The 18,385-nt window shown below is 74.1% G+C and carries 13 protein-coding genes; 10 read left to right on the top strand and 3 right to left on the bottom strand.

The genetic code is table 11. From position 1 onward, the window contains the following. The first annotated feature begins 123 nt into the window (after positions 1–123). Both miaB and ACFYZY_RS16775 read left to right on the top strand, forming a co-directional pair. On the top strand, positions 124–1,644 hold the full coding sequence (gene miaB / locus ACFYZY_RS16780; protein WP_388694302.1) for a tRNA (N6-isopentenyl adenosine(37)-C2)-methylthiotransferase MiaB: 1,521 nt from the start codon (positions 124–126) through the stop codon (positions 1,642–1,644). 111 nt (positions 1,645–1,755) lie between these two features. Continuing rightward, positions 1,756–2,472 (top strand): hypothetical protein, encoded by a 717-nt coding sequence (locus ACFYZY_RS16775; RefSeq protein WP_388694299.1) that lies wholly within the window; start codon positions 1,756–1,758, stop codon positions 2,470–2,472. Between the two features lie 131 nt (positions 2,473–2,603). Here the strand turns inward: ACFYZY_RS16775 and ACFYZY_RS16770 are convergent, their stop codons facing one another. Beyond that, positions 2,604–2,963 (bottom strand): antitoxin, encoded by a 360-nt coding sequence (locus ACFYZY_RS16770; protein ID WP_388694296.1) that lies wholly within the window; start codon positions 2,961–2,963, stop codon positions 2,604–2,606. Positions 2,964–3,317: 354 nt separating this feature from the next. On the opposite strand from ACFYZY_RS16770, the gene miaA reads away from it, so the two are divergent. From miaA to hflX, 6 genes are all read left to right on the top strand, one after another. Continuing rightward, positions 3,318–4,256, top strand: a complete 939-nt coding sequence (gene miaA / locus ACFYZY_RS16765) for a tRNA (adenosine(37)-N6)-dimethylallyltransferase MiaA (RefSeq protein ID WP_388694294.1) — start codon at positions 3,318–3,320, stop codon at positions 4,254–4,256. A 108-nt stretch (positions 4,257–4,364) separates the two neighbouring features. Beyond that, on the top strand, positions 4,365–4,877 hold the full coding sequence (locus tag ACFYZY_RS16760) for a hypothetical protein (RefSeq protein WP_388694376.1): 513 nt from the start codon (positions 4,365–4,367) through the stop codon (positions 4,875–4,877). Positions 4,878–4,899: 22 nt separating this feature from the next. Continuing rightward, complete coding sequence (gene dapF / locus ACFYZY_RS16755) at positions 4,900–5,778, top strand: diaminopimelate epimerase (protein WP_388694291.1); 879 nt, start codon at positions 4,900–4,902, stop codon at positions 5,776–5,778. A 221-nt stretch (positions 5,779–5,999) separates the two neighbouring features. Then, positions 6,000–8,201 carry a RelA/SpoT family protein gene (locus ACFYZY_RS16750; protein WP_388694288.1) on the top strand — a complete coding sequence of 734 codons (2,202 nt, stop codon included), beginning with the start codon at positions 6,000–6,002 and terminating at the stop codon, positions 8,199–8,201. 227 nt (positions 8,202–8,428) lie between these two features. Then, the gene (locus ACFYZY_RS16745) at positions 8,429–9,919 is read left to right on the top strand and encodes a M1 family metallopeptidase (protein WP_388694286.1); all 1,491 of its coding nucleotides are present in this window, start codon (positions 8,429–8,431) and stop codon (positions 9,917–9,919) included. Between the two features lie 228 nt (positions 9,920–10,147). Further along, positions 10,148–11,641: a GTPase HflX gene (gene hflX, locus ACFYZY_RS16740; protein ID WP_388694284.1), complete on the top strand. Its 1,494-nt coding sequence runs from the start codon at positions 10,148–10,150 to the stop codon at positions 11,639–11,641. Between the two features lie 83 nt (positions 11,642–11,724). On the opposite strand, the gene ACFYZY_RS16735 is transcribed toward hflX, so the two are convergent. Continuing rightward, complete coding sequence (locus ACFYZY_RS16735) at positions 11,725–12,894, bottom strand: trypsin-like serine peptidase (RefSeq protein WP_388694281.1); 1,170 nt, start codon at positions 12,892–12,894, stop codon at positions 11,725–11,727. 203 nt (positions 12,895–13,097) lie between these two features. Further along, complete coding sequence (locus ACFYZY_RS16730) at positions 13,098–14,273, bottom strand: trypsin-like serine peptidase (RefSeq protein ID WP_388694278.1); 1,176 nt, start codon at positions 14,271–14,273, stop codon at positions 13,098–13,100. 566 nt (positions 14,274–14,839) lie between these two features. Between ACFYZY_RS16730 and ACFYZY_RS16725 the strand changes: the two genes are divergently transcribed. Continuing rightward, positions 14,840–16,198 carry a diaminobutyrate--2-oxoglutarate transaminase family protein gene (locus ACFYZY_RS16725; protein ID WP_388694374.1) on the top strand — a complete coding sequence of 453 codons (1,359 nt, stop codon included), beginning with the start codon at positions 14,840–14,842 and terminating at the stop codon, positions 16,196–16,198. 207 nt (positions 16,199–16,405) lie between these two features. Continuing rightward, positions 16,406–18,352, top strand: a complete 1,947-nt coding sequence (locus tag ACFYZY_RS16720) for an IucA/IucC family protein (protein ID WP_388694373.1) — start codon at positions 16,406–16,408, stop codon at positions 18,350–18,352. The last annotated feature ends 33 nt before the right edge of the window (positions 18,353–18,385 follow it).

The raw sequence follows: 18,385 nt of genomic DNA, 5'->3' as shown, positions 1-18,385 counted from the left end.
CGGCCCCTCCCGGCGTCCCGGACCGGGCGGCCGCCCGGCCACCCGGTCCCCTGACCCGGCGGCCGCCGGTCCCCGGCACGGAACCCGGAAGGGGACCCCTTCCGGACCGCCTACCCTGGACGCATGACGAGCAGCAGCGACCGGAGCACCGCAGTGAGCGTTGACGGCACCAAGACCTACGAGATCCGCACCTACGGGTGCCAGATGAACGTCCACGACTCCGAGCGGCTCTCCGGTCTGCTGGAGGAGGCGGGTTACGTACGGGCGCCCAAGGGCGCCGACGGCGACGCCGACGTCGTCGTCTTCAACACGTGCGCGGTCCGTGAGAACGCCGACAACAAGCTGTACGGCAACCTCGGCCGGCTCGCCCCCATGAAGACCGTCCGTCCGGGCATGCAGATCGCCGTCGGCGGCTGCCTCGCCCAGAAGGACCGCGACACCATCGTCAAGAAGGCCCCGTGGGTCGACGTGGTCTTCGGCACGCACAACATCGGCAAGCTGCCGGTCCTCCTGGAGCGCGCCCGCGTCCAGGAGGAGGCGCAGATCGAGATCGCCGAGTCCCTGGAGGCGTTCCCCTCCACGCTGCCGACCCGCCGCGAGTCCGCGTACGCCGCCTGGGTCTCGATCTCCGTCGGCTGCAACAACACCTGCACCTTCTGCATCGTCCCGGCCCTGCGCGGCAAGGAGGAGGACCGCCGGCCCGGCGACATCCTCGCCGAGATCGAGGCGCTGGTCGCCGAGGGCGTCTCCGAGATCACCCTGCTCGGCCAGAACGTCAACGCGTACGGCTCCGACCTGGGCGACCGCGAGGCGTTCTCCAAGCTGCTGCGCGCCTGCGGGGGGATCGAGGGCCTGGAGAGGGTCCGCTTCACCTCCCCGCACCCCCGCGACTTCACCGACGACGTGATCGCCGCGATGGCCGAGACCCCGAACGTCATGCCGCAGCTGCACATGCCGCTGCAGTCCGGCTCGGACGCGATCCTCCGGGCGATGCGCCGGTCCTACCGGCAGGAGCGCTTCCTCGGCATCCTGGAGAAGGTCCGGGCGGCGATCCCGCACGCGGCCATCTCCACCGACATCATCGTGGGCTTCCCCGGCGAGACCGAGGAGGACTTCGAGGAGACGATGCACACCGTCCGCGAGGCCCGCTTCGCGAACGCCTTCACCTTCCAGTACTCCAAGCGCCCCGGGACCCCGGCGGCCGAGATGGAGGGGCAGATCCCCAAGGAGGTCGTGCAGGAGCGCTACATGCGGCTCGTCGCGCTCCAGGAGGAGATCTCCTGGGAGGAGAACAAGAAGCAGGTCGGCCGCGTCCTGGAGGTCATGGTCGCCGAGGGCGAGGGCCGCAAGGACGGCGCCACCGACCGCCTCTCGGGCCGCGCCCCCGACAACCGGCTCGTCCACTTCACCAAGCCGGACGAGGACGTGCGCCCCGGTGACGTCGTGACCGTCGGGATCACCTACGCCGCCCCGCACCACCTCCTGGCCGAGGGGCCGGCCGTGTCGGTGCGCCGCACCCGCGCGGGCGACGCCTGGGAGAAGCGCACCGCCGAGAAGCCGAAGGGCGTCCTCCTCGGCCTCCCGAAGATCGGCGTCCCGGCGCCCCTCCCGGCGGCCGAGGTTCCGGCCTGCGGGACCCACTGACCCCGGCGAACCACCCCGGCGAACCACCCCGGCGGCCGTCGCGAGGCGCCGTCCCTCCGTGAACCCGGCCGCCCCCGGACGGCGCGGACCGGGAGCAGTAAGGTGCGGATCATGCTTGTCGCCGCAGCCGTCTGTCCCTGTCCGCCGCTTCTCGTGCCCGAGGTCGCGACCGGCGCCGCTCCCGAACTGGACGCCGCGCGAGCGGCCTGCGCGGACGCCGTGGGGGCGCTCGCCGCCGCGCGTCCGGACCGGCTGTACGTGGTCGGTCCCGCCGCCGAGGGCACGGAGGGCGTCTTCCCGTCCGGCACCACGGGCTCCTTCGCGGGCTTCGGCGTCGAGCTCTCCGTACGGCTCGGCGACACCCCCCTGGCGGTCGACGCCGACCGGCCCCTGCCCGCTTCCCTCGCCGTCGGGGCCTGGCTCCTCGGCCGGGCCGACTGGGCCGGCGTGCCCGTGGACGGCCTGGGCGTGGCCGAGTCGGCCGACGCCGACCTCTGCGCCGGGGCCGGGCGCGCCCTCGCCGCCTCCGCCGAGCGCGTCGCCCTCCTCGTGATGGGCGACGGCAGCGCCTGCCGGACCGTGAAGGCCCCCGGCTACCTGGACGAGCGGGCCGCGGACTTCGACGCGGAGGCCGTCCGGGCGCTGGGCGGCGCCGACGGACCCGCGCTGCTCGCCCTCGACGCCCGGCTCGCCCGCGAACTGAAAGCGGCGGGCCGGGCGCCCTGGCAGGTCCTCGCCGGCGCCGCCGAGGGAGCCGGTCTCGGCGGCCGGATCCTCCACGAGGACGCCCCTTACGGGGTGGAGTACGTCGTCGCCGTCTGGTCCTAGGGGCCGACAAGAACCGGCAGGAGCCGACAGGGGCGGACGATCGCCGGTACGACGGCGGACGGCCGCGGAGCGCTTCGCTCCGCGGCCGTCCGCGACGACGGGGAACAGCCCGCCGGGTGTCTCCGGAGCCGTCAGGCCGCCGGCGGCGGCGTACCGCCGCTCCCCGGGAAACCGCCACCGGTGCCGGGCGTGGGGCTACCGCCCGGCGTGCCCCGGGTCTCGGGCGTGGCGCCGCCGGGTGCGCTCGCGGTCCCGGGGGTACCGCCGCCGGGCACGCCCTCGTCCTTGTGACCCATCCGGTCGATGGCTTCCTTCGCCTTGCCCGTGCCGGACCGGATCTTGTCGCTGTACTTGCCCTTGGTCCGCTCGTCGACCGCCTTCGCGGCCTTGTCCAGGCCCTGGTCGATCTTGTCTCCGTGCTGCTGCGCCAGGTCGGCCACCTTCTCCTTGGCCGGGCCGAGCTTCGCCTTCAGCGAGTCCATGAGACCCATGGGGCACCTTCCCTCCACGAGCCCTCGCGGGCCCGTCGTCGTGTCCTGTCCCCGGTGTCCCGGGGGCACCGACCGCACGCGTCCTCGCCGACCCGCGGTCCGCTCCGGCCGACGCCGAGGCCGTGCCGGCGGCCGCCGTACCGTCCGCGTTCCCGCTCCTGCCCGGAGAACTCCCGATCGCGTCCGTTCGTTCCGCTTCCCGGGAAGGAAAATTGCCAAAACGCCCATATCCACTCTCCAGCCTACTCGGCGGAGGGGGTCCGGACGGTGACCGACGGTCGCGACACCGCACCGGACGGGGTCCGTCGCACGGCTCGTTCGGGGAGGGGCCGGGAGGTTTGCGAGACTGTGGCGGTGAGAAGCGCAGCTCCCGCCCCGCGGGTCATCGCCGTCGTCGGCCCCACGGCGGCCGGAAAGTCCGATCTGGGTGTGTTCCTGGCCCAGCAGCTCGGCGGCGAGGTCGTCAACGCCGACTCGATGCAGCTGTACCGGGGGATGGACATCGGGACCGCCAAACTGACGCCCGAGGAGCGCGGCGGCGTCCCGCACCACCTCCTCGACGTCTGGGACGTCACGGAGACCGCCAGCGTCGCCGAGTACCAGCGCCTCGCCCGCGCCGAGATCGACCGGCTGCTCGCCGCCGGCCGCACCCCCGTCCTCGTGGGCGGCTCCGGACTGTACGTGCGGGGAGCCGTCGACGCGCTGGAGTTCCCCGGCACCGACCCCGCCGTCCGGGCCCGTCTGGAGGCCGAACTCGACGCGCACGGTCCCGGCGCCCTGCACGCCCGGCTCGCGGCGGCCGACCCCGACGCGGCCCGCGCGATCCTGCCCGGCAACGGGCGCCGCATCGTCCGGGCCCTGGAGGTGATCGAGATCACCGGCAAGCCCTTCACCGCCAACCTCCCCGGACCCGACTCCGTCTACGACACCGTCCAGATCGGCGTCGACGTCGCCCGCCCCGAACTGGACGAGCGGATCGCCACGCGCGTGGACCGGATGTGGGAGGCCGGTCTGGTGGACGAGGTGCGCGCCCTGGAGGCGCGGGGCCTGCGCGAGGGGCGCACCGCGGCCCGCGCGCTCGGCTACCAGCAGATCCTCGCCGCGCTCGCGGGGGAGTGCACCGAGGACGAGGCGCGCGCCGAGACCGTGCGCGCCACCAAGCGTTTCGCCCGCCGCCAGGACTCGTGGTTCCGCCGCGACCCGCGCGTGCACTGGCTCAGCGGGGCCGTCGACCACCGGGGGGAACTCCCGGGGCAGGCGCTCGCGTTGGTCGAACGAGCGGTTACAGCCTGATCACGTGATGGCATCGGGACGCCCTGCCCGTCATTCCGGCGGGCGGGAGCGTGCCATCATCGAGCATCGATCGACCGAGTCGAGTCCGAGTGGGGAGGGCGCGTGGCGATGGAGGCCGGCCCTCGCGACAGAGAACAGCACGGAGCGGCCCTGGGCGACCCGACGGCGGACCCGTCGGGCGAGGTGCCCGGGCGGCCGGCCGGCGGTGTCCCGGCGGCGGTCCCCGGGCTGACCCCGGACGGCCCCGACGACGCGGTCGGCACCGCCGTCGAGGTGGACGCCGACGAGGTCGAGGTCGAACTGCGTCCCCAGCGGCGCCTGCGGATCTGGCAGCTGGCGCCGATCGTCGGTCTGGCCGCCGTCGGCTCGCTGATGTTCGCGTTCCCGCTCGCCTTCGGTTCCGGCGACGGCGGCGCCGTCCTCGCCATGCTCGGACTGCTCATCAGTTCCTGCGCGGCGGGCTGGGGGGTGATGGCGGCCCGCAAGGTCGGCCACACCTGGCCCGGCCTTCCGGCGCGCGGCTCCGGCGAGCGCCCGGACTGGCGCGTCCTCGCCCTGTACGCGGCGACCATCGCGGTCCTGGTCGCCCTCGCGGTCTGGCGCGTGGCCCGCCTCCGCTGACCCGCCCCGTACAGTTGATCCCGTGACCAGCGCGCAGACCTCCCCGTTCCGTTTCCTCAAGGGCCACGGCACCGAGAACGACTTCGTGATCGTCCCCGACGCGGAGAACGCCCTCGACCTGCCCCCCGCGGTCGTCGCCCGGCTGTGCGACCGGCGGGCCGGCATCGGGGGCGACGGGCTGCTGCACGTCGTGCGCAGCGCCGCCCACCCCGAGGCCCGGCACCTGGCCGGCGAGGCCGAGTGGTTCATGGACTACCGCAACGCCGACGGCTCGGTCGCCGAGATGTGCGGGAACGGGGTCCGGGTCTTCGCCCGCTACCTGGAGCACGCCGGGCACGTCACCACGGGCGAGGTGGCCGTCGCCACCCGGGGCGGCACCAAGCGCGTCCGCCTCGGCGAGGACGGCTCCGTCACCGTCGCCATGGGGCGCGCGGTCCTCCCCGGGGCCGGCGTCACCGTCACCGTCGACGGGCGCAGTTGGCCCGCCCGCAACGTGAACATGGGCAACCCGCACGCGGTCGCCTTCGTCGAGGACCTCGACCACGCCGGGAGCCTGTTCACCGAGCCGTCCTACGCGCCCGCCTCGGTCTACCCGGACGGGGTGAACATCGAGTTCGTCGCCGACCGGGGCCCCTACCACGTCGCCATGCGGGTCCACGAGCGCGGCGCCGCCGAGACCCGCTCCTGCGGCACGGGCGCGTGCGCCGTCGCCGTCGCCGCCGCCCGCCGGGACGGCGTCGACCCCGCCGGGAGCGGCGCCCCCGTCACGTACACCGTCGACGTCCTCGGGGGGACCCTGATCATCACCGAGCACCCCGACGGGCGGATCGACATGACCGGCCCGGCCGTCATCGTCGCCGAGGGCACCGTCGACCCGGCCTGGCTCGCCGCGGGCGCCTGAGGGGCCCCGGGGCGGCCTGGCCCCGCGAGTGGAACGGGGCCGGGAAACGAGACATCCCCGGAATCGAAACTGTCAACGACTGATTTATCGCTCGAATGGGTGATCCGTTTCACGCTGAGCGAGAGCGTGACTGCGCCGCGTGGTGGGGTCGGTAGCATCAAGCACCGGCCCCGGGCACGCCTGGCCCGCCCACCGCCGGTCGATGTCGCCGGAGGTGCCCCATGAGCCCAGAGGCCACCAACCCCGTGAGCGCGGCCGAGGACGCCGCCACCGACGTGACCGTCCGCAGACGCGGGCGCGCCCGTATCGATCTGCGCCGGCTCGGCCGGGCCGCCCTCCTCGGCGCCACCGCCGGACCGTCCCCCCGCGACCGGCTGCCCGACGCCATCGGTCACGTCGCGGAGGCCCACCGCGCCCACCACCCCGAAGCCGACCTGGGCGTGCTGCGCCGGGCGTACGTCCTCGCCGAGTCCTCGCACCGCGGTCAGTTCCGCAAGAGCGGCGAGCCGTACATCACCCATCCGCTCGCGGTCACCCTCATCCTCGCCGAACTCGGCGCGGAGACCACCACCCTGACCGCCTCCCTCCTCCACGACACCGTCGAGGACACCGAGGTGACGCTCGATCAGGTGCGCCGGGAGTTCGGCGAGGAGGTCGCCTACCTCGTCGACGGCGTCACCAAGGTGGAGAAGATCGACTACGGTGCCGCCGCCGAACCCGAGACCTTCCGCAAGATGCTCGTCGCCACCGGCAACGACGTCCGGGTCATGTCGATCAAACTCGCGGACCGCCTCCACAACATGCGCACCCTCGGCGTGATGCGCCCCGAGAAACAGGCCCGGATCGCCCGGGTCACCCGGGACGTCCTCATCCCGCTCGCGGAACGGCTCGGAGTCCAGGCCCTCAAGACCGAACTGGAGGACCTCGTCTTCGCCATCCTCCACCCCGAGGAGTACGAGACCACGCGCGCCCTCGTCGCCGGCGCCCCGCACGCCGCCGGCGAACTCGGCGCCGTCGCGGAACAGGCCGAAACGGTCCTGCGCGAGGCGGGCATCGGCGCCGAAGTCCTCGTCCGCCCCCGGCACTTCGTCTCCGTCCACCGCGTCCGCCTCAAACGGGGCGAGCTGCGCGGCTGCGACTTCGGACGGCTCCTCGTGCTCGTCGCGGAGGACGCCGACTGCTACGCGGTCCTCGGCGAACTGCACACGTGCTTCACCCCGGTGGTCTCCGAGTTCAAGGACTTCATCGCGGCGCCCAAGTTCAACCTGTACCAGTCCCTGCACACCGCGATCGCCGCTCCCGACGGGGCCGTGGCCGAGGTCCTCATCCGGACCCACCGGATGCACAGGGTCGCGGAGGCCGGGGTCGTCGCCCTCGGCAACCCCCACGGGGGCCAGGAGGCGGCCGGACCGCCGGACGGCGCCGCCGCCGCGTCCCCGGACGCCGCCGCGCCCCCGGCCGAGGACGGCGAGCGCGTCGACCCCACCCGGCCCGGCTGGCTCTCCCGCCTCCTCGACTGGCAGCAGGCCGCCCCGGACCCCGACACCTTCTGGTCCTCCCTCCGCGCCGACCTCGCCGAGGACGAGGAGATCACCGTCTTCCCCACGGACGGCGCCGCTCCCGGCCCGCTCAGCCTCCCCGCCGGCGCCAGCTGTGTCGACGCCGCCTACGCCCAGCACGGCGAAGCCGCCCACGGCTGCCTCGGCGCCCGCGTCAACGGACGCCTCGCGCCGATGAGCACCGTCCTCGGCGACGGCGACACCGTCCAGCTCCTGCTCGCCCGGGACGCCGTGTCCGCCCCGTCCCCCGAATGGCTGGACCACGCCCGGACCCCCGCCGCCCGGATCGCCATCACCGGCTGGCTGCGGGCCCACCCCGAGAGCACCGCGCCCGCCGCCGCGCCCGCCGACCCCCGGCCCCCGGCGGGCCCGGCCGCCGACCGCCGCACGGGCACCGAAGTCCACGCCGACCTGGACGGGGAGCGGCCCGCGGCCGTCCGGCCCGCCGGGTGCTGCACCCCCGTGCCGCCCGACGAGATCACCGGCTTCCGGGTGCACGGCGGATCGGTCACCGTCCACCGCTCCGGCTGCGCGTCCGCCGCCGCCATGCGCCGGGTGGGCCGCGCGCCCGTCACCGTCCGCTGGGGCGACACCGCCCAGGGCAGGGTCACCCTCGTCGCCGAGTCCTTCGGGCGGCCCGGCCTCCTCGCCGATCTCACCGACGCCATCGCCACCGCCGGCGCCGCCGTCGTCTCCGCGACCGTCGAACCGCCCAGCGAACAGCGGGTCCGCCACACGTACACCCTCCACCTCCCCGACGTGGCGGAGCTCCCCGCCCTCATGCGGGCCATGCGGGACGTGCCCGGGGTGTACGACGTGCGCCGCGCCCGCCACCGGGCGTCACCGAGACCGCGCCGGGCGTGACCGGGCACGGGCGCCGCGGGGCGGGGAAGAGGTGGCCCGCCGCCGCGGCCGGAGGCGGGCATTCCGGGGCGCGCGGGCGGCGGGGCACCGGTACGACCGGGTGCGAGGGCGACACCGTCCGTGGCCGTGGCCGTGACGCCCTTCGGGTGGCGGGCGTGCGCGCCGCCCCCGAGATCGGGGGAACCCCTGGTAGCCGTAGGTCCAGTCCTCCGGAAAGGCCCTGGCCCATGCCGTTCGTCCGATCCCCCCTGTCCCGTGCGCGGCGGCTCCGTTCCGCCGCCGCGGTCGCCGCGACGGCCGCGCTCGTCGCCGCCGCACCGCCCGCCCCCGCGCCGCTCGGCATCGGAGACCCGCTCTTCCCTCACCTCGGCAACCCGGGCTACGACGTCCTGGCGTACGCCATCGACGTGGCGTACCCCGGGGTGAACACGAAGCCCCTCTCCGCCGTGACCCGGATCGACGCGCTCGCCACCGACGACCTGGAACGGATCAACCTCGACTTCGCCCGGGGCGAGGTCTCCGCCGTCACCGTCGACGGACGGCCCGCCGCGTACACGAGCCGCGGTGAGGACCTGGTCGTCACCCCCGCCGAGCCGGTCGGCGCGGGCGAGCCGGTCCGCATCACCGTCACCCACACCAGCGACCCCACGGGGCCCGCCGCCACCGGGGGCTGGGTCCGCACCGGCGACGGCCTCGCCATGGCCAACCAGGCCGACGCCGCCCACCGGGTCTTCCCGTCCAACGACCACCCGGCGGACAAGGCGTACTTCACCTTCCGGATCACCGCCCCCAGCGGCTTCACCGCCGTCGCCAACGGCCTGCCCGCCGGACGCGTCCGCCACGGCTCCACCACCACCTGGACCTACCGCACCCGCCATCCCATGGCCACCGAGCTGGCCCAGATCTCCGTCGGCCGCTCCGCCGTCGTGCGCCGCGAGGGCCCGCACGGCCTGCCCCTGAGGGACGTGGTGCCCGCCGCCGACCGGGAGCGCCTGGAGCCCTGGCTCCGCAGGACCCCGGGCCACCTGGAGTGGATGGAGCGGCAGGTCGGCCGGTACCCCTTCGAGACGTACGGCGTGCTCGTCGCGGACGCCGCCACGGGGTTCGAGCTGGAGACCCAGACCCTCTCGCTCTTCGAACGCTCCCTCTTCACCGAGCCCGCCTACCCGGAGTGGTACGTCGACTCCGTCATGGTCCACGAGCTGGCCCACCAGTGGTTCGGCGACAGCGTCTCGCCCCGCACCTGGTCCGACCTGTGGCTCAACGAGGGACACGCCAGCTGGTACGAGGCGCTGTACGCCGAGGAGCACGCCGGTCCGTCCCTGGAGCGGCGCATGAAGGCCGCCTACGCCGCCTCCGACGGGTGGCGCGCGGCCGGCGGCCCGCCCGCCGCCCCCGAGCCCCCCTCGCCGGGCCACAAGATCAGTCTCTTCCGGCCGGTCGTCTACGACGGCAGCGCCCTGGTCCTCTACGCCCTCCGCCGGGAGATCGGCACCGAGGCGTTCCGGCGCCTGGAACGCCTCTGGGTCGCCCGGCACCGGGACGGGAACGCCACCACCGCCGATTTCGTCGCCCTGGCCGGCCGGACCGCCGGGCGCGACCTCACCGGCTTCCTCCGGGGCTGGCTGTACGGAACGAAGACTCCGCCCATGCCCGGACACCCGGACTGGCGCAGCGACCCGGTCAGGACGGCGGGGAACGCGCCGAAACGCGGGTGACGGGTCCGGCGGAGCCCCGGACGGGCGGGCCCAGGGGCAGGAGCCGGCGTCCGCCGGGGGCCCGGGGACCGGGGACGGCGGGCACCGCGAAACCCGGATGACGGGCCGTGGCGGGCCGTGTCACCATCGTCGGGTCGGCGGCGCGGCCGGGCCGGGAATCTTCCGGCGTCCACGGACGTTGTCACCGGCGGACACCTCTTTCCTCTCATCGATCGACGTAAGGACCCAATGACCTCCTCTTCATCCCCTTCCCAGGACGAGCAGCGCTTCGCGGAGACGAGCCGTACCGAGAGCCTTCGGGCCGATGCCCTGATGGAAGAGGACGTCGCCTGGAGCCACGAGATCGACGGAGAGCGGGACGGCGACCAGTTCGACCGCTCCGAGCGCGCGGCCCTGCGCCGTGTCGCGGGCCTCTCCACCGAACTCGAGGACGTCACCGAGGTCGAGTACCGCCAGCTGCGCCTGGAGCGCGTCGTGCTGGTCGGCGTCTGGACCTCGGGGACCGTGCGGGACGCCGAGAACTCCCTCGCGGAACTCGCGGCCCTCGCCGAGACGGCGGGCGCCCTCGTGCTCGACGGCGTGATCCAGCGCCGCGACAAGCCGGACCCGGCGACCTTCATCGGCTCCGGCAAGGCGCGCGAGCTGCGGGACATCGTGGTCGAGACCGGCGCCGACACCGTCGTCTGCGACGGCGAGCTCAGCCCCGGCCAGCTCATCGCCCTCGAAGACGTCGTCAAGGTGAAGGTGGTCGACCGGACCGCCCTCATCCTCGACATCTTCGCCCAGCACGCCAAGTCCCGGGAGGGCAAGGCCCAGGTCGCGCTCGCGCAGATGCAGTACATGCTGCCGCGCCTGCGCGGATGGGGCCAGTCGCTCTCCCGGCAGATGGGTGGCGGCGGCGGTGGCGGCATGGCCACCCGCGGTCCCGGTGAGACCAAGATCGAGACCGACCGGCGCCGCATCCGCGAGAAGATGGCGAAGATGCGCCGGGAGATCGCCGAGATGAAGACCGGCCGCGACGTCAAGCGGCAGGAACGGCGCCGCAACAACGTGCCGTCGGTCGCCATCGCGGGCTACACCAACGCCGGCAAGTCCTCCCTGCTCAACCGGCTCACCGGCGCGGGCGTCCTCGTGGAGAACGCCCTGTTCGCCACCCTCGACCCGACCGTCCGCCGGGCCGAGACGCCCACCGGCCGGGTCTACACCCTGGCCGACACCGTCGGCTTCGTGCGGCACCTCCCGCACCACCTGGTCGAGGCGTTCCGCTCCACCATGGAGGAGGTCGGCGACTCCGACCTCATCCTGCACGTGGTGGACGGCTCGCACCCCGCCCCGGAGGAACAGCTGGCCGCCGTCCGCGAGGTCTTCCGGGACGTCGGCGCGGTGAACGTGCGGGAGATCGTCGTCATCAACAAGGCCGACGCGGCGGACCCGCTGGTCCTCCAGCGCCTGCTGCGGACGGAGAAGCACTCCATCGCGGTCTCGGCCCGCTCGGGCCGGGGCATCGCGGAGCTGCTCGCGCTCATCGACGCCGAGCTGCCGCGGCCGCAGGTCGAGATCGAGGCCCTCGTGCCGTACACGCAGGGCGGTCTGGTCTCGCGGGTGCATGCCGAGGGCGAGCTGGAGTCCGAGGAGCACACCCCCGAGGGCACCCTGGTCAGGGCCCGGGTGCACGAGGAGCTGGCGGCGCTGCTCGCGCCGTTCGTCCCCGCCGCGCACTGACGGACCGACGGTCCGATACGGAGGCGCCGGCCTCCTCCCGCGAGGGAGGGGACCGGCGCCTCCGGCCGTTCCGCGGGACGGCGTCAGCGGGCGAACTTCTTGCTGACCGCCTCGTGGGCCGCCCTGGCCCCCTGGCCCAGCTGCGGTCCGGCGAGCCATCCGTTGCCGCCGGCCGGGCCGATCGAGGTGTTCGACACGAGTGCCGTCTTCCCGTTCGGCAGCACCCGGAACCAGCCGCCGCCGGACGATCCCGCCGTCATCGTGCAGCCGATCCGGTACATCACCGGGGTGGCGGGCGCCGTGGTCAGCCGGGTCGCCCGGTCCAGGCACTTGTGCATGATCACGCCGTTGTACGGAGCGGCCTGGGGGTAGCCCCAGGCCCCGACCGTCCCGGCCCGTGCGGGCGCCGGGGCGGAGAAGTCGACCGGCAGGGCGGCGCCGACGGTCTCCTCCAGGGACTTGGTGCCCCGCTGCGGCTTCACGTGCAGCACGGCGTAGTCGTACGGCCATGCCCGGTTGGTGCCGCCGGACCTGATCCACTCGCCGGAGGCCACGGCCCAGTCGGCCCAGTACTGGCCGTACGGGTACACCTCGTGCGGCTTCGCGTTCCGGAGCGCGGCGGGCGGCTTCCCCAGGTCGTTGAAGGCCGGGACGAAGGTGATGTTGCGGTACCAGCCGCCCTTCCCGCCCGCGTGGACGCAGTGACCGGCCGTCCAGACCAGGTTGGACCTCCCGGGGCGCCGGGGGTCCTTCACGATGGTGCCGGAGCAGACCATGTGGCCCTGCGGCGCGTCGAAGAAGATCTTGCCGACCGGGGCCGCGTTGCGGTGGTACGGCGTCTTCTCGCGCTGCGCCCCGACGGGCCGGGGCACCGGATCGGTGCCGCCGGTGCCGGCCTGCGCGGTGATCGCCTGGTCCGGGCTCTTCGCCGACTGCATGCGTGCGGGGTCCCAGAGGCCCTCGATCACCGGATTGACGAAGTCCTCGGCCTCACGGAGCCAGGTCTCCCGGTCCCAGTTCCTCCACTCGCCGTTCTTCCACTTCTCCAGGTCGACGCCGTGCTCCTTGAGCTTGCCGGCGAGGTCCCCGGGAAGGGCGGGGCCGCCGTAACCGCCGTCGGTGGCGGGCGCGGAGGCGGTCGTCCCGGCCGGTTTGCCGGCAGCCGGGGTCTCGGTGGGACCGCAGGCGGTGGCGGTCAGCGCGAGCGCCGAGGCCAGACCGAGGACGGCCGGTATGAGTCGTACGGAACGCATGTGGTGGTCTCCCCCTGAAGAGTGTTTCCGCCGGGGCACGTCCCTCAAGGACGTGCCCCTGACAAGCGTGCTCCCGTCGGGCCCCGCCCGTTCTCGCCGGTGCGCGGGGCGGCCGGGGCGTGTTCCCGTGTCCCGGGCCGGGCCGGCACGGCTCCGGCACGGAGGGAGGCGGGACCCACCGGGCCCCGCCTCCCCGGTACGGCCTACCGGCCGGCGTACTTCTTGCTGACCGAGTCGAAGACGGCCTTGGCCTCCGGACCCAGCCGCGGTCCCGCGAGCCAGCCCGCCGACGAGGGGCCGATCGAGGTGTTCGACACCAGCGCGGGCTTGCCGTCGCGACCCTTGGCCACCCACCCGCCGCCGGACGAACCGCCGGTCATCGTGCAGCCGATCCGGTACATCGTCGGCTGGTTCGCCTTCAGGGACAGCCGACCCGGCTTGTCCTGGCACTGGAACATCTTCTGGCCGTCGAACGGCGGCGCCGCCGGGTAACCGGTCGCCGTCAGGCTTGCGACCTTCGGCACGGCGGGGGCGTTGAACTCCACCGGAAGCGCCGATCCGACCGTCTCCTCCAGGGACTTGCCCGACGAACCCTTCTCCGGGGTCACCTGGATGACCGCGAAGTCGTAGGGAGCGCCCGCGCCGCCCGTGTTCGCGCCCTCGGCGATCCACTGGTCGGAGGTCTTGACCCACTCCGCCCACCACACGCCGTACGGGGCGATCTTCTCCCGCGACGCCTTCTCCAGCTCGGAGGTCGCCAGCGCGGAGTCGTTGTACGAGGGCACGAAGGCGATGTTGCGGTACCAGCCGCCCTTCTTCCCCTTGTGCACGCAGTGACCGGCCGTCCAGACCATGTTCGACCTGCCCGGGTGCGCCGGGTCCCGCACGACGGTGGCCGAGCAGACCATGGAACCCTCGGGGCCGTCGAAGAAGACCTTGCCGGACTCCGGGACCCTGTCGTGGTACTTGGCGCCCACGGCCTTCGCCCGCACCGGGTCCGGCGCCGGGTCGGTGACGCCCTTGTCGCCGGAGATGTCCTCCTCCTCGACCGGCCGGTCGGGGCGCTCGGCCTCCCGCATCCGGTCCGGGTTCCAGAGGTCCTCGATGATCGGGTTGACGAAGTCCTTGGCCTCACGCAGCCACTTGTCGCGGTCCCAGTTCTTCCACTCGCCGTTGCGCCACTTGTCGAGGTCGATCCCGTGCGCCTTCAGGCGGTCCTTCAGGTCCTCCGGAATCTTGATCCTGGCGTCCGGACTCGGGCTCGCGGGCGCGCTGGGCTTGTCTCCCGCGTTCTCCTCGCTCGGCCCGCAGGACGTAACGGTGAGCGTCAGCACCGCGACGGCGGAGACCGCCCTCAGCAGCGGACGAATCGATCGCATCTCGTGATCCCCCTGGGACTACGTCAACTTGTACGGCTTGTTCGTGGGCGAACAGCGGCCGAGTCCTCGCGGGCTACGGCCGGCGGCCCCCACTATGCCGGTGCCGGAGGGGACGGTACGCGCCCCGCCGGCGGTTCCGGGAACCGTTCGGCCGTTGTCGTGCCGTGATCCGGGACACGCCAAGATCTCGTCCCCGGCCCGTGATCCCCGGCAGTTCCCGTCGTTGGTACGTACGGGGGACACGACGGAGGCGCTCGGGACGGCCCTCGCGGCCGTTCCGCGACGTCCCGATGTGCAACGCAACTGTTACCGCGGGAGGACACCGAGCCGTGGCCGTGACCGAACCAGCTCCAGCCGTCCCACCGGCCGCGCGTGCGCAGACCGGACCGGCCGGCGGGACCGCCGACGGGCCGCACCCCGCCGTCGGCGCTCCGGCCCGGGGCACCGGCCCGGGGCCGGGCACCCCGCCGACCCCGGCGGACGGAACGGGCAGAGCGGACCCGGGGCGCGAGGGGGAACAGGCGTCCCCCGCGGGCCGGACGGTACGGGGGACCGGATACGAGGGCATCCTGCGCCGCCAGGCCCTGCGCGAATCCGCCGCCCGCACCTACGCCCGGTCCCTCCCGATCGTGCCCGTCCGGGCCCGGGGACTGACCATCGAGGGCGCCGACGGCCGCCGCTACCTGGACTGCCTCTCCGGCGCCGGGACGCTCGCGCTCGGCCACAACCACCCCGTGGTCCTCGAAGCCGTCAAGAAGGTCCTCGACTCGGGCGCCCCGCTCCACGTCCTCGACCTCGCCACCCCCGTCAAGGACGCCTTCACCTCCGAACTGTTCGCCACCCTCCCCGGCGAATTCGCCGACGACGCCCGCATCCAGTTCTGCGGGCCGGCCGGTACGGACGCCGTCGAGGCCGCCCTCAAACTCGTCCGCACCGCCACCGGCCGCAGCGGGCTCCTCGCCTTCACCGGCGCCTACCACGGCATGACCGCGGGAGCCCTCGCCGCCTCCGGCGGAGCGAACGACGTCCGCGTCACCCGCCTCCCCTATCCACAGGACTACCGCTGCCCCTTCGGCGTCGGCGGCGCGTACGGCGCGGAACTCTCCGCACGCTGGACCGAGAGCCTCCTGGACGACCCCAAGAGCGGCGTCACCGCTCCCGCCGGAATGATCGTCGAGGCCGTCCAGGGCGAGGGCGGGGTGGTCCCGGCCCCCGACGACTGGATGCGCCGGATGCGCCGCGTCACCGCCGACCGCTCCATCCCGCTCGTCGTCGACGAGGTCCAGACCGGGGTCGGTCGCACCGGCGCCTTCTGGGCCGTCGAGCACAGTGGCGTCGTGCCCGACGTGATGGTCCTCTCCAAAGCCATCGGCGGCTCCCTCCCGCTCGCCGTCATCGTCTACCGCTCCGCGCTCGACGCCTGGGAACCCGGTGCCCACGCGGGCACCTTCCGCGGCAACCAACTCGCCATGGCCGCCGGTACGGCCACCCTCGCGTACGTCCGCGAGAACGGGCTCGCCCAACGGGCCGGTGCCCTCGGCGACCGCATCCTCGGACAACTCCGGGGCCTCGCCGCCTTCCACCCGTGCGTCGGTGACGTCCGGGGCCGGGGCCTGATGATCGGGATCGAACTCGTCGACCCCGAGGCGGCGGGACCGGGCGACCCCGTACCGCCCGCCGCCCCCGCCCTGGCCCGCGCCGTCCAGCAGGAGTGTCTGGCCCGCGGACTCATCGTCGAACTCGGCGGCCGGCACTCCGCGGTGGTCCGGCTCCTGCCGCCGCTCACCCTCACCGACGAGCAGGCCACCGCCGTCCTGGACCGCTTCGCCGACGCCCTCGCCGCAGCCGAACGGGCCCACACCCCCCGCCCGCCCGTCCCCCACGGGGCTCCGGCTCCCACGATCGCCCCCGAGCGGTCCGACTGATCCCGGACCGATCGGCCCCACCCCCCAAGGAAGCCCGTGAACGCCACCCCCGCCTCCCCGGCGCCCGCCACCGAGGCCCCTCTCGTCACCGAGTACTCCGCCGCTGATTCCCCCCTCACGCTCGAGCCCCCCGGCTCCGCGTCCCGCACCCCCGGAAGGACCGGCCGGGGGAGGGCCGCCCAGGAGGCGTTCGGATCCGGCGGGCACGTGCCCGAGACGCTCGTTTCCGAGACGCTCCACCCCGGAACCCACCCCTCCGAAACGTCCGGCTCCGCATCGCTCACGTCCGCATCGCTCACGTCCGAGACCCTTGCGTCCAGTGCGCCCGCGTCCGGAACCGCGACACCCGGAGCCGGACGCGGCCTCCTCGCGGAGCCCGAGGTCCCGTGCCGGCGCGCCGGCACCCACGCCCCCCGGCCGCCCCGGCCCGACACCGCCGACCCCCTGGACGATCCCGACCCGCAACGCGCCGCCGACACGGCCACGGTCGAGAACCTCCTCCGCTGCTGGGTCCGGGAGAAGAACCTTCCCGCTCCCGAGTCCACCACTCTGCGCATCCCCCTCGACGCCAGCGGCACCGCCCTCCTCGTCCCGGTCCGCTACTGGTCACCCACCGGCTGGCACCGCTTCGGCGCCCCCTCCCTCGAAGGGCTCCCCGCCTCGACACCGTCCGTCGACGCCGTCACCGTCGCCGCCCTCATCGCCCGGGAGACCGGCCGCCCCGCGGGCACCGACCTCGTCGGCCGGGTCGCCGACTCCGCCCGCCGCACCGCCGACTTCCTCACCGAACGCCGCCGACGGCCTCAGCCGCACCCGGAGGCCGACTTCTTTCTCGCCGCCGAGCAGTCCCTCCTGCTCGGCCACCCGCTCCACCCCACCCCCAAGAGCCGCGAAGGCCTCACCGAGGCCGAGAGCCGTCTCTACTCTCCCGAGTTGCGGGGCGCCTTCTCCCTCCACTGGTTCGCCGTCGACCCCTCCGTTCTGGCGGCCGACTCGGCCTGGACGGAACAGGGCCGGCCCGTCACCGCCGAACGGCTCGCCCTGGACCTCGCCGAGGGGCTCGTCCTCCCCGCCGGGACCGTGCCCCTGCCCCTGCATCCCTGGCAGGCCCGCGACCTGCGGCACCGCCCCGACGTCCACGCCCTCCTCGACGCCGGCCTCCTCCACGACCTCGGCCCCCACGGCAACCCCTGGCACCCCACCTCCTCCATCCGTACCGTGCACCGCCCCGGCGCCCGGGCCATGCTCAAACTCTCCCTCGGCCTGCGCATCACCAACTCCCGCCGAGAGAACCTCCGCAAGGAACTCCACCGCGGCGTCGAAGTCCACCGGCTGCTCCGCACCGGCCTCGCCGACGAATGGCAGGCCGCCCACCCGGGCTTCGACATCGTCCGCGACCCCGCCTGGCTGGCCGTCGACACCCCGGACGGCGCTCCCGTCACCGGCCTGGACGTCATGATCCGCCACAACCCCTTCGGGCCCGGCGACGACGCCGTCTGCATCGCCTCCCTCACCGCCCCCCGCCCCTGGCCCGGGGCCACCGCCGTGCGCTCCCGGCTCGCCGACCTCATCGGCCGGCTCGCCGCCCGTACCGGTCGTCCCGCCACCGCCGTGGCCACCGAGTGGTTCCTCCGCTACCTCGACCAGGTCGTCCGCCCCGTCCTCTGGCTCGACGGACACGCCGGCGTCGCCCTGGAAGCCCACCAGCAGAACACCCTGGTGCTCCTGGACCCGGAGGGCTGGCCGATCGGCGGCCGCTACCGCGACAACCAGGGTTACTACTTCCGCGAGTCCCACCGGAGCGAACTGGAGAGCCGCCTTCCCGGCATCGGGGCCGAGAGCGACACCTTCGTCTCCGACCAGGTCACCGACGAGCGCTTCGCCTACTACCTCGGGATCAACAACGTCCTCGGCCTGATCGGTGCGTTCGGTTCCCAGCACCTCGCCGACGAACGCGTCCTGCTCGCCGCCTTCCGCAGTTTCCTCACCTCCGCCACCAACCTGGGCTCGCCCCTTCCGCACCGGCTCCTGGAGGCCGAGACCCTGCGGAGCAAGGCCAACCTCCTCACCCGTCTGCACGGTCTGGACGAACTCGTCGGTCCCGTCGACACCCAGTCCGTCTACGTCACCGTCACCAACCCCCTCCGTACCTGAACCCGCCCGCGGCCGGCGGCCCCGCCCCGGCCG

Origin of the sequence: Streptomyces sp. NPDC001744 (genome assembly GCF_042892575.1) — a bacterium.
GTDB lineage: Bacteria > Actinomycetota > Actinomycetes > Streptomycetales > Streptomycetaceae > Streptomyces.
Note: the sequence above shows the minus strand (reverse complement) of the source record. Positions and strands in the feature narration are given on the sequence as shown.

What these genes read in the sequence shown, in the direction of transcription:
- ACFYZY_RS16745 (WP_388694286.1), top strand. Translation starts at nt 8,429, where the DNA reads ATGCCGTTCGTCCGATCCCCCCTGTCCCGTGCGCGGCGGCTCCGTTCC.
- ACFYZY_RS16770 (WP_388694296.1), bottom strand. Translation starts at nt 2,963, where the DNA reads ATGGGTCTCATGGACTCGCTGAAGGCGAAGCTCGGCCCGGCCAAGGAG.
- ACFYZY_RS16730 (WP_388694278.1), bottom strand. Translation starts at nt 14,273, where the DNA reads ATGCGATCGATTCGTCCGCTGCTGAGGGCGGTCTCCGCCGTCGCGGTG.
- ACFYZY_RS16760 (WP_388694376.1), top strand. Translation starts at nt 4,365, where the DNA reads ATGGAGGCCGGCCCTCGCGACAGAGAACAGCACGGAGCGGCCCTGGGC.
- ACFYZY_RS16775 (WP_388694299.1), top strand. Translation starts at nt 1,756, where the DNA reads ATGCTTGTCGCCGCAGCCGTCTGTCCCTGTCCGCCGCTTCTCGTGCCC.
- ACFYZY_RS16750 (WP_388694288.1), top strand. Translation starts at nt 6,000, where the DNA reads ATGAGCCCAGAGGCCACCAACCCCGTGAGCGCGGCCGAGGACGCCGCC.
- hflX (WP_388694284.1), top strand. Translation starts at nt 10,148, where the DNA reads ATGACCTCCTCTTCATCCCCTTCCCAGGACGAGCAGCGCTTCGCGGAG.
- ACFYZY_RS16735 (WP_388694281.1), bottom strand. Translation starts at nt 12,894, where the DNA reads ATGCGTTCCGTACGACTCATACCGGCCGTCCTCGGTCTGGCCTCGGCG.
- miaB (WP_388694302.1), top strand. Translation starts at nt 124, where the DNA reads ATGACGAGCAGCAGCGACCGGAGCACCGCAGTGAGCGTTGACGGCACC.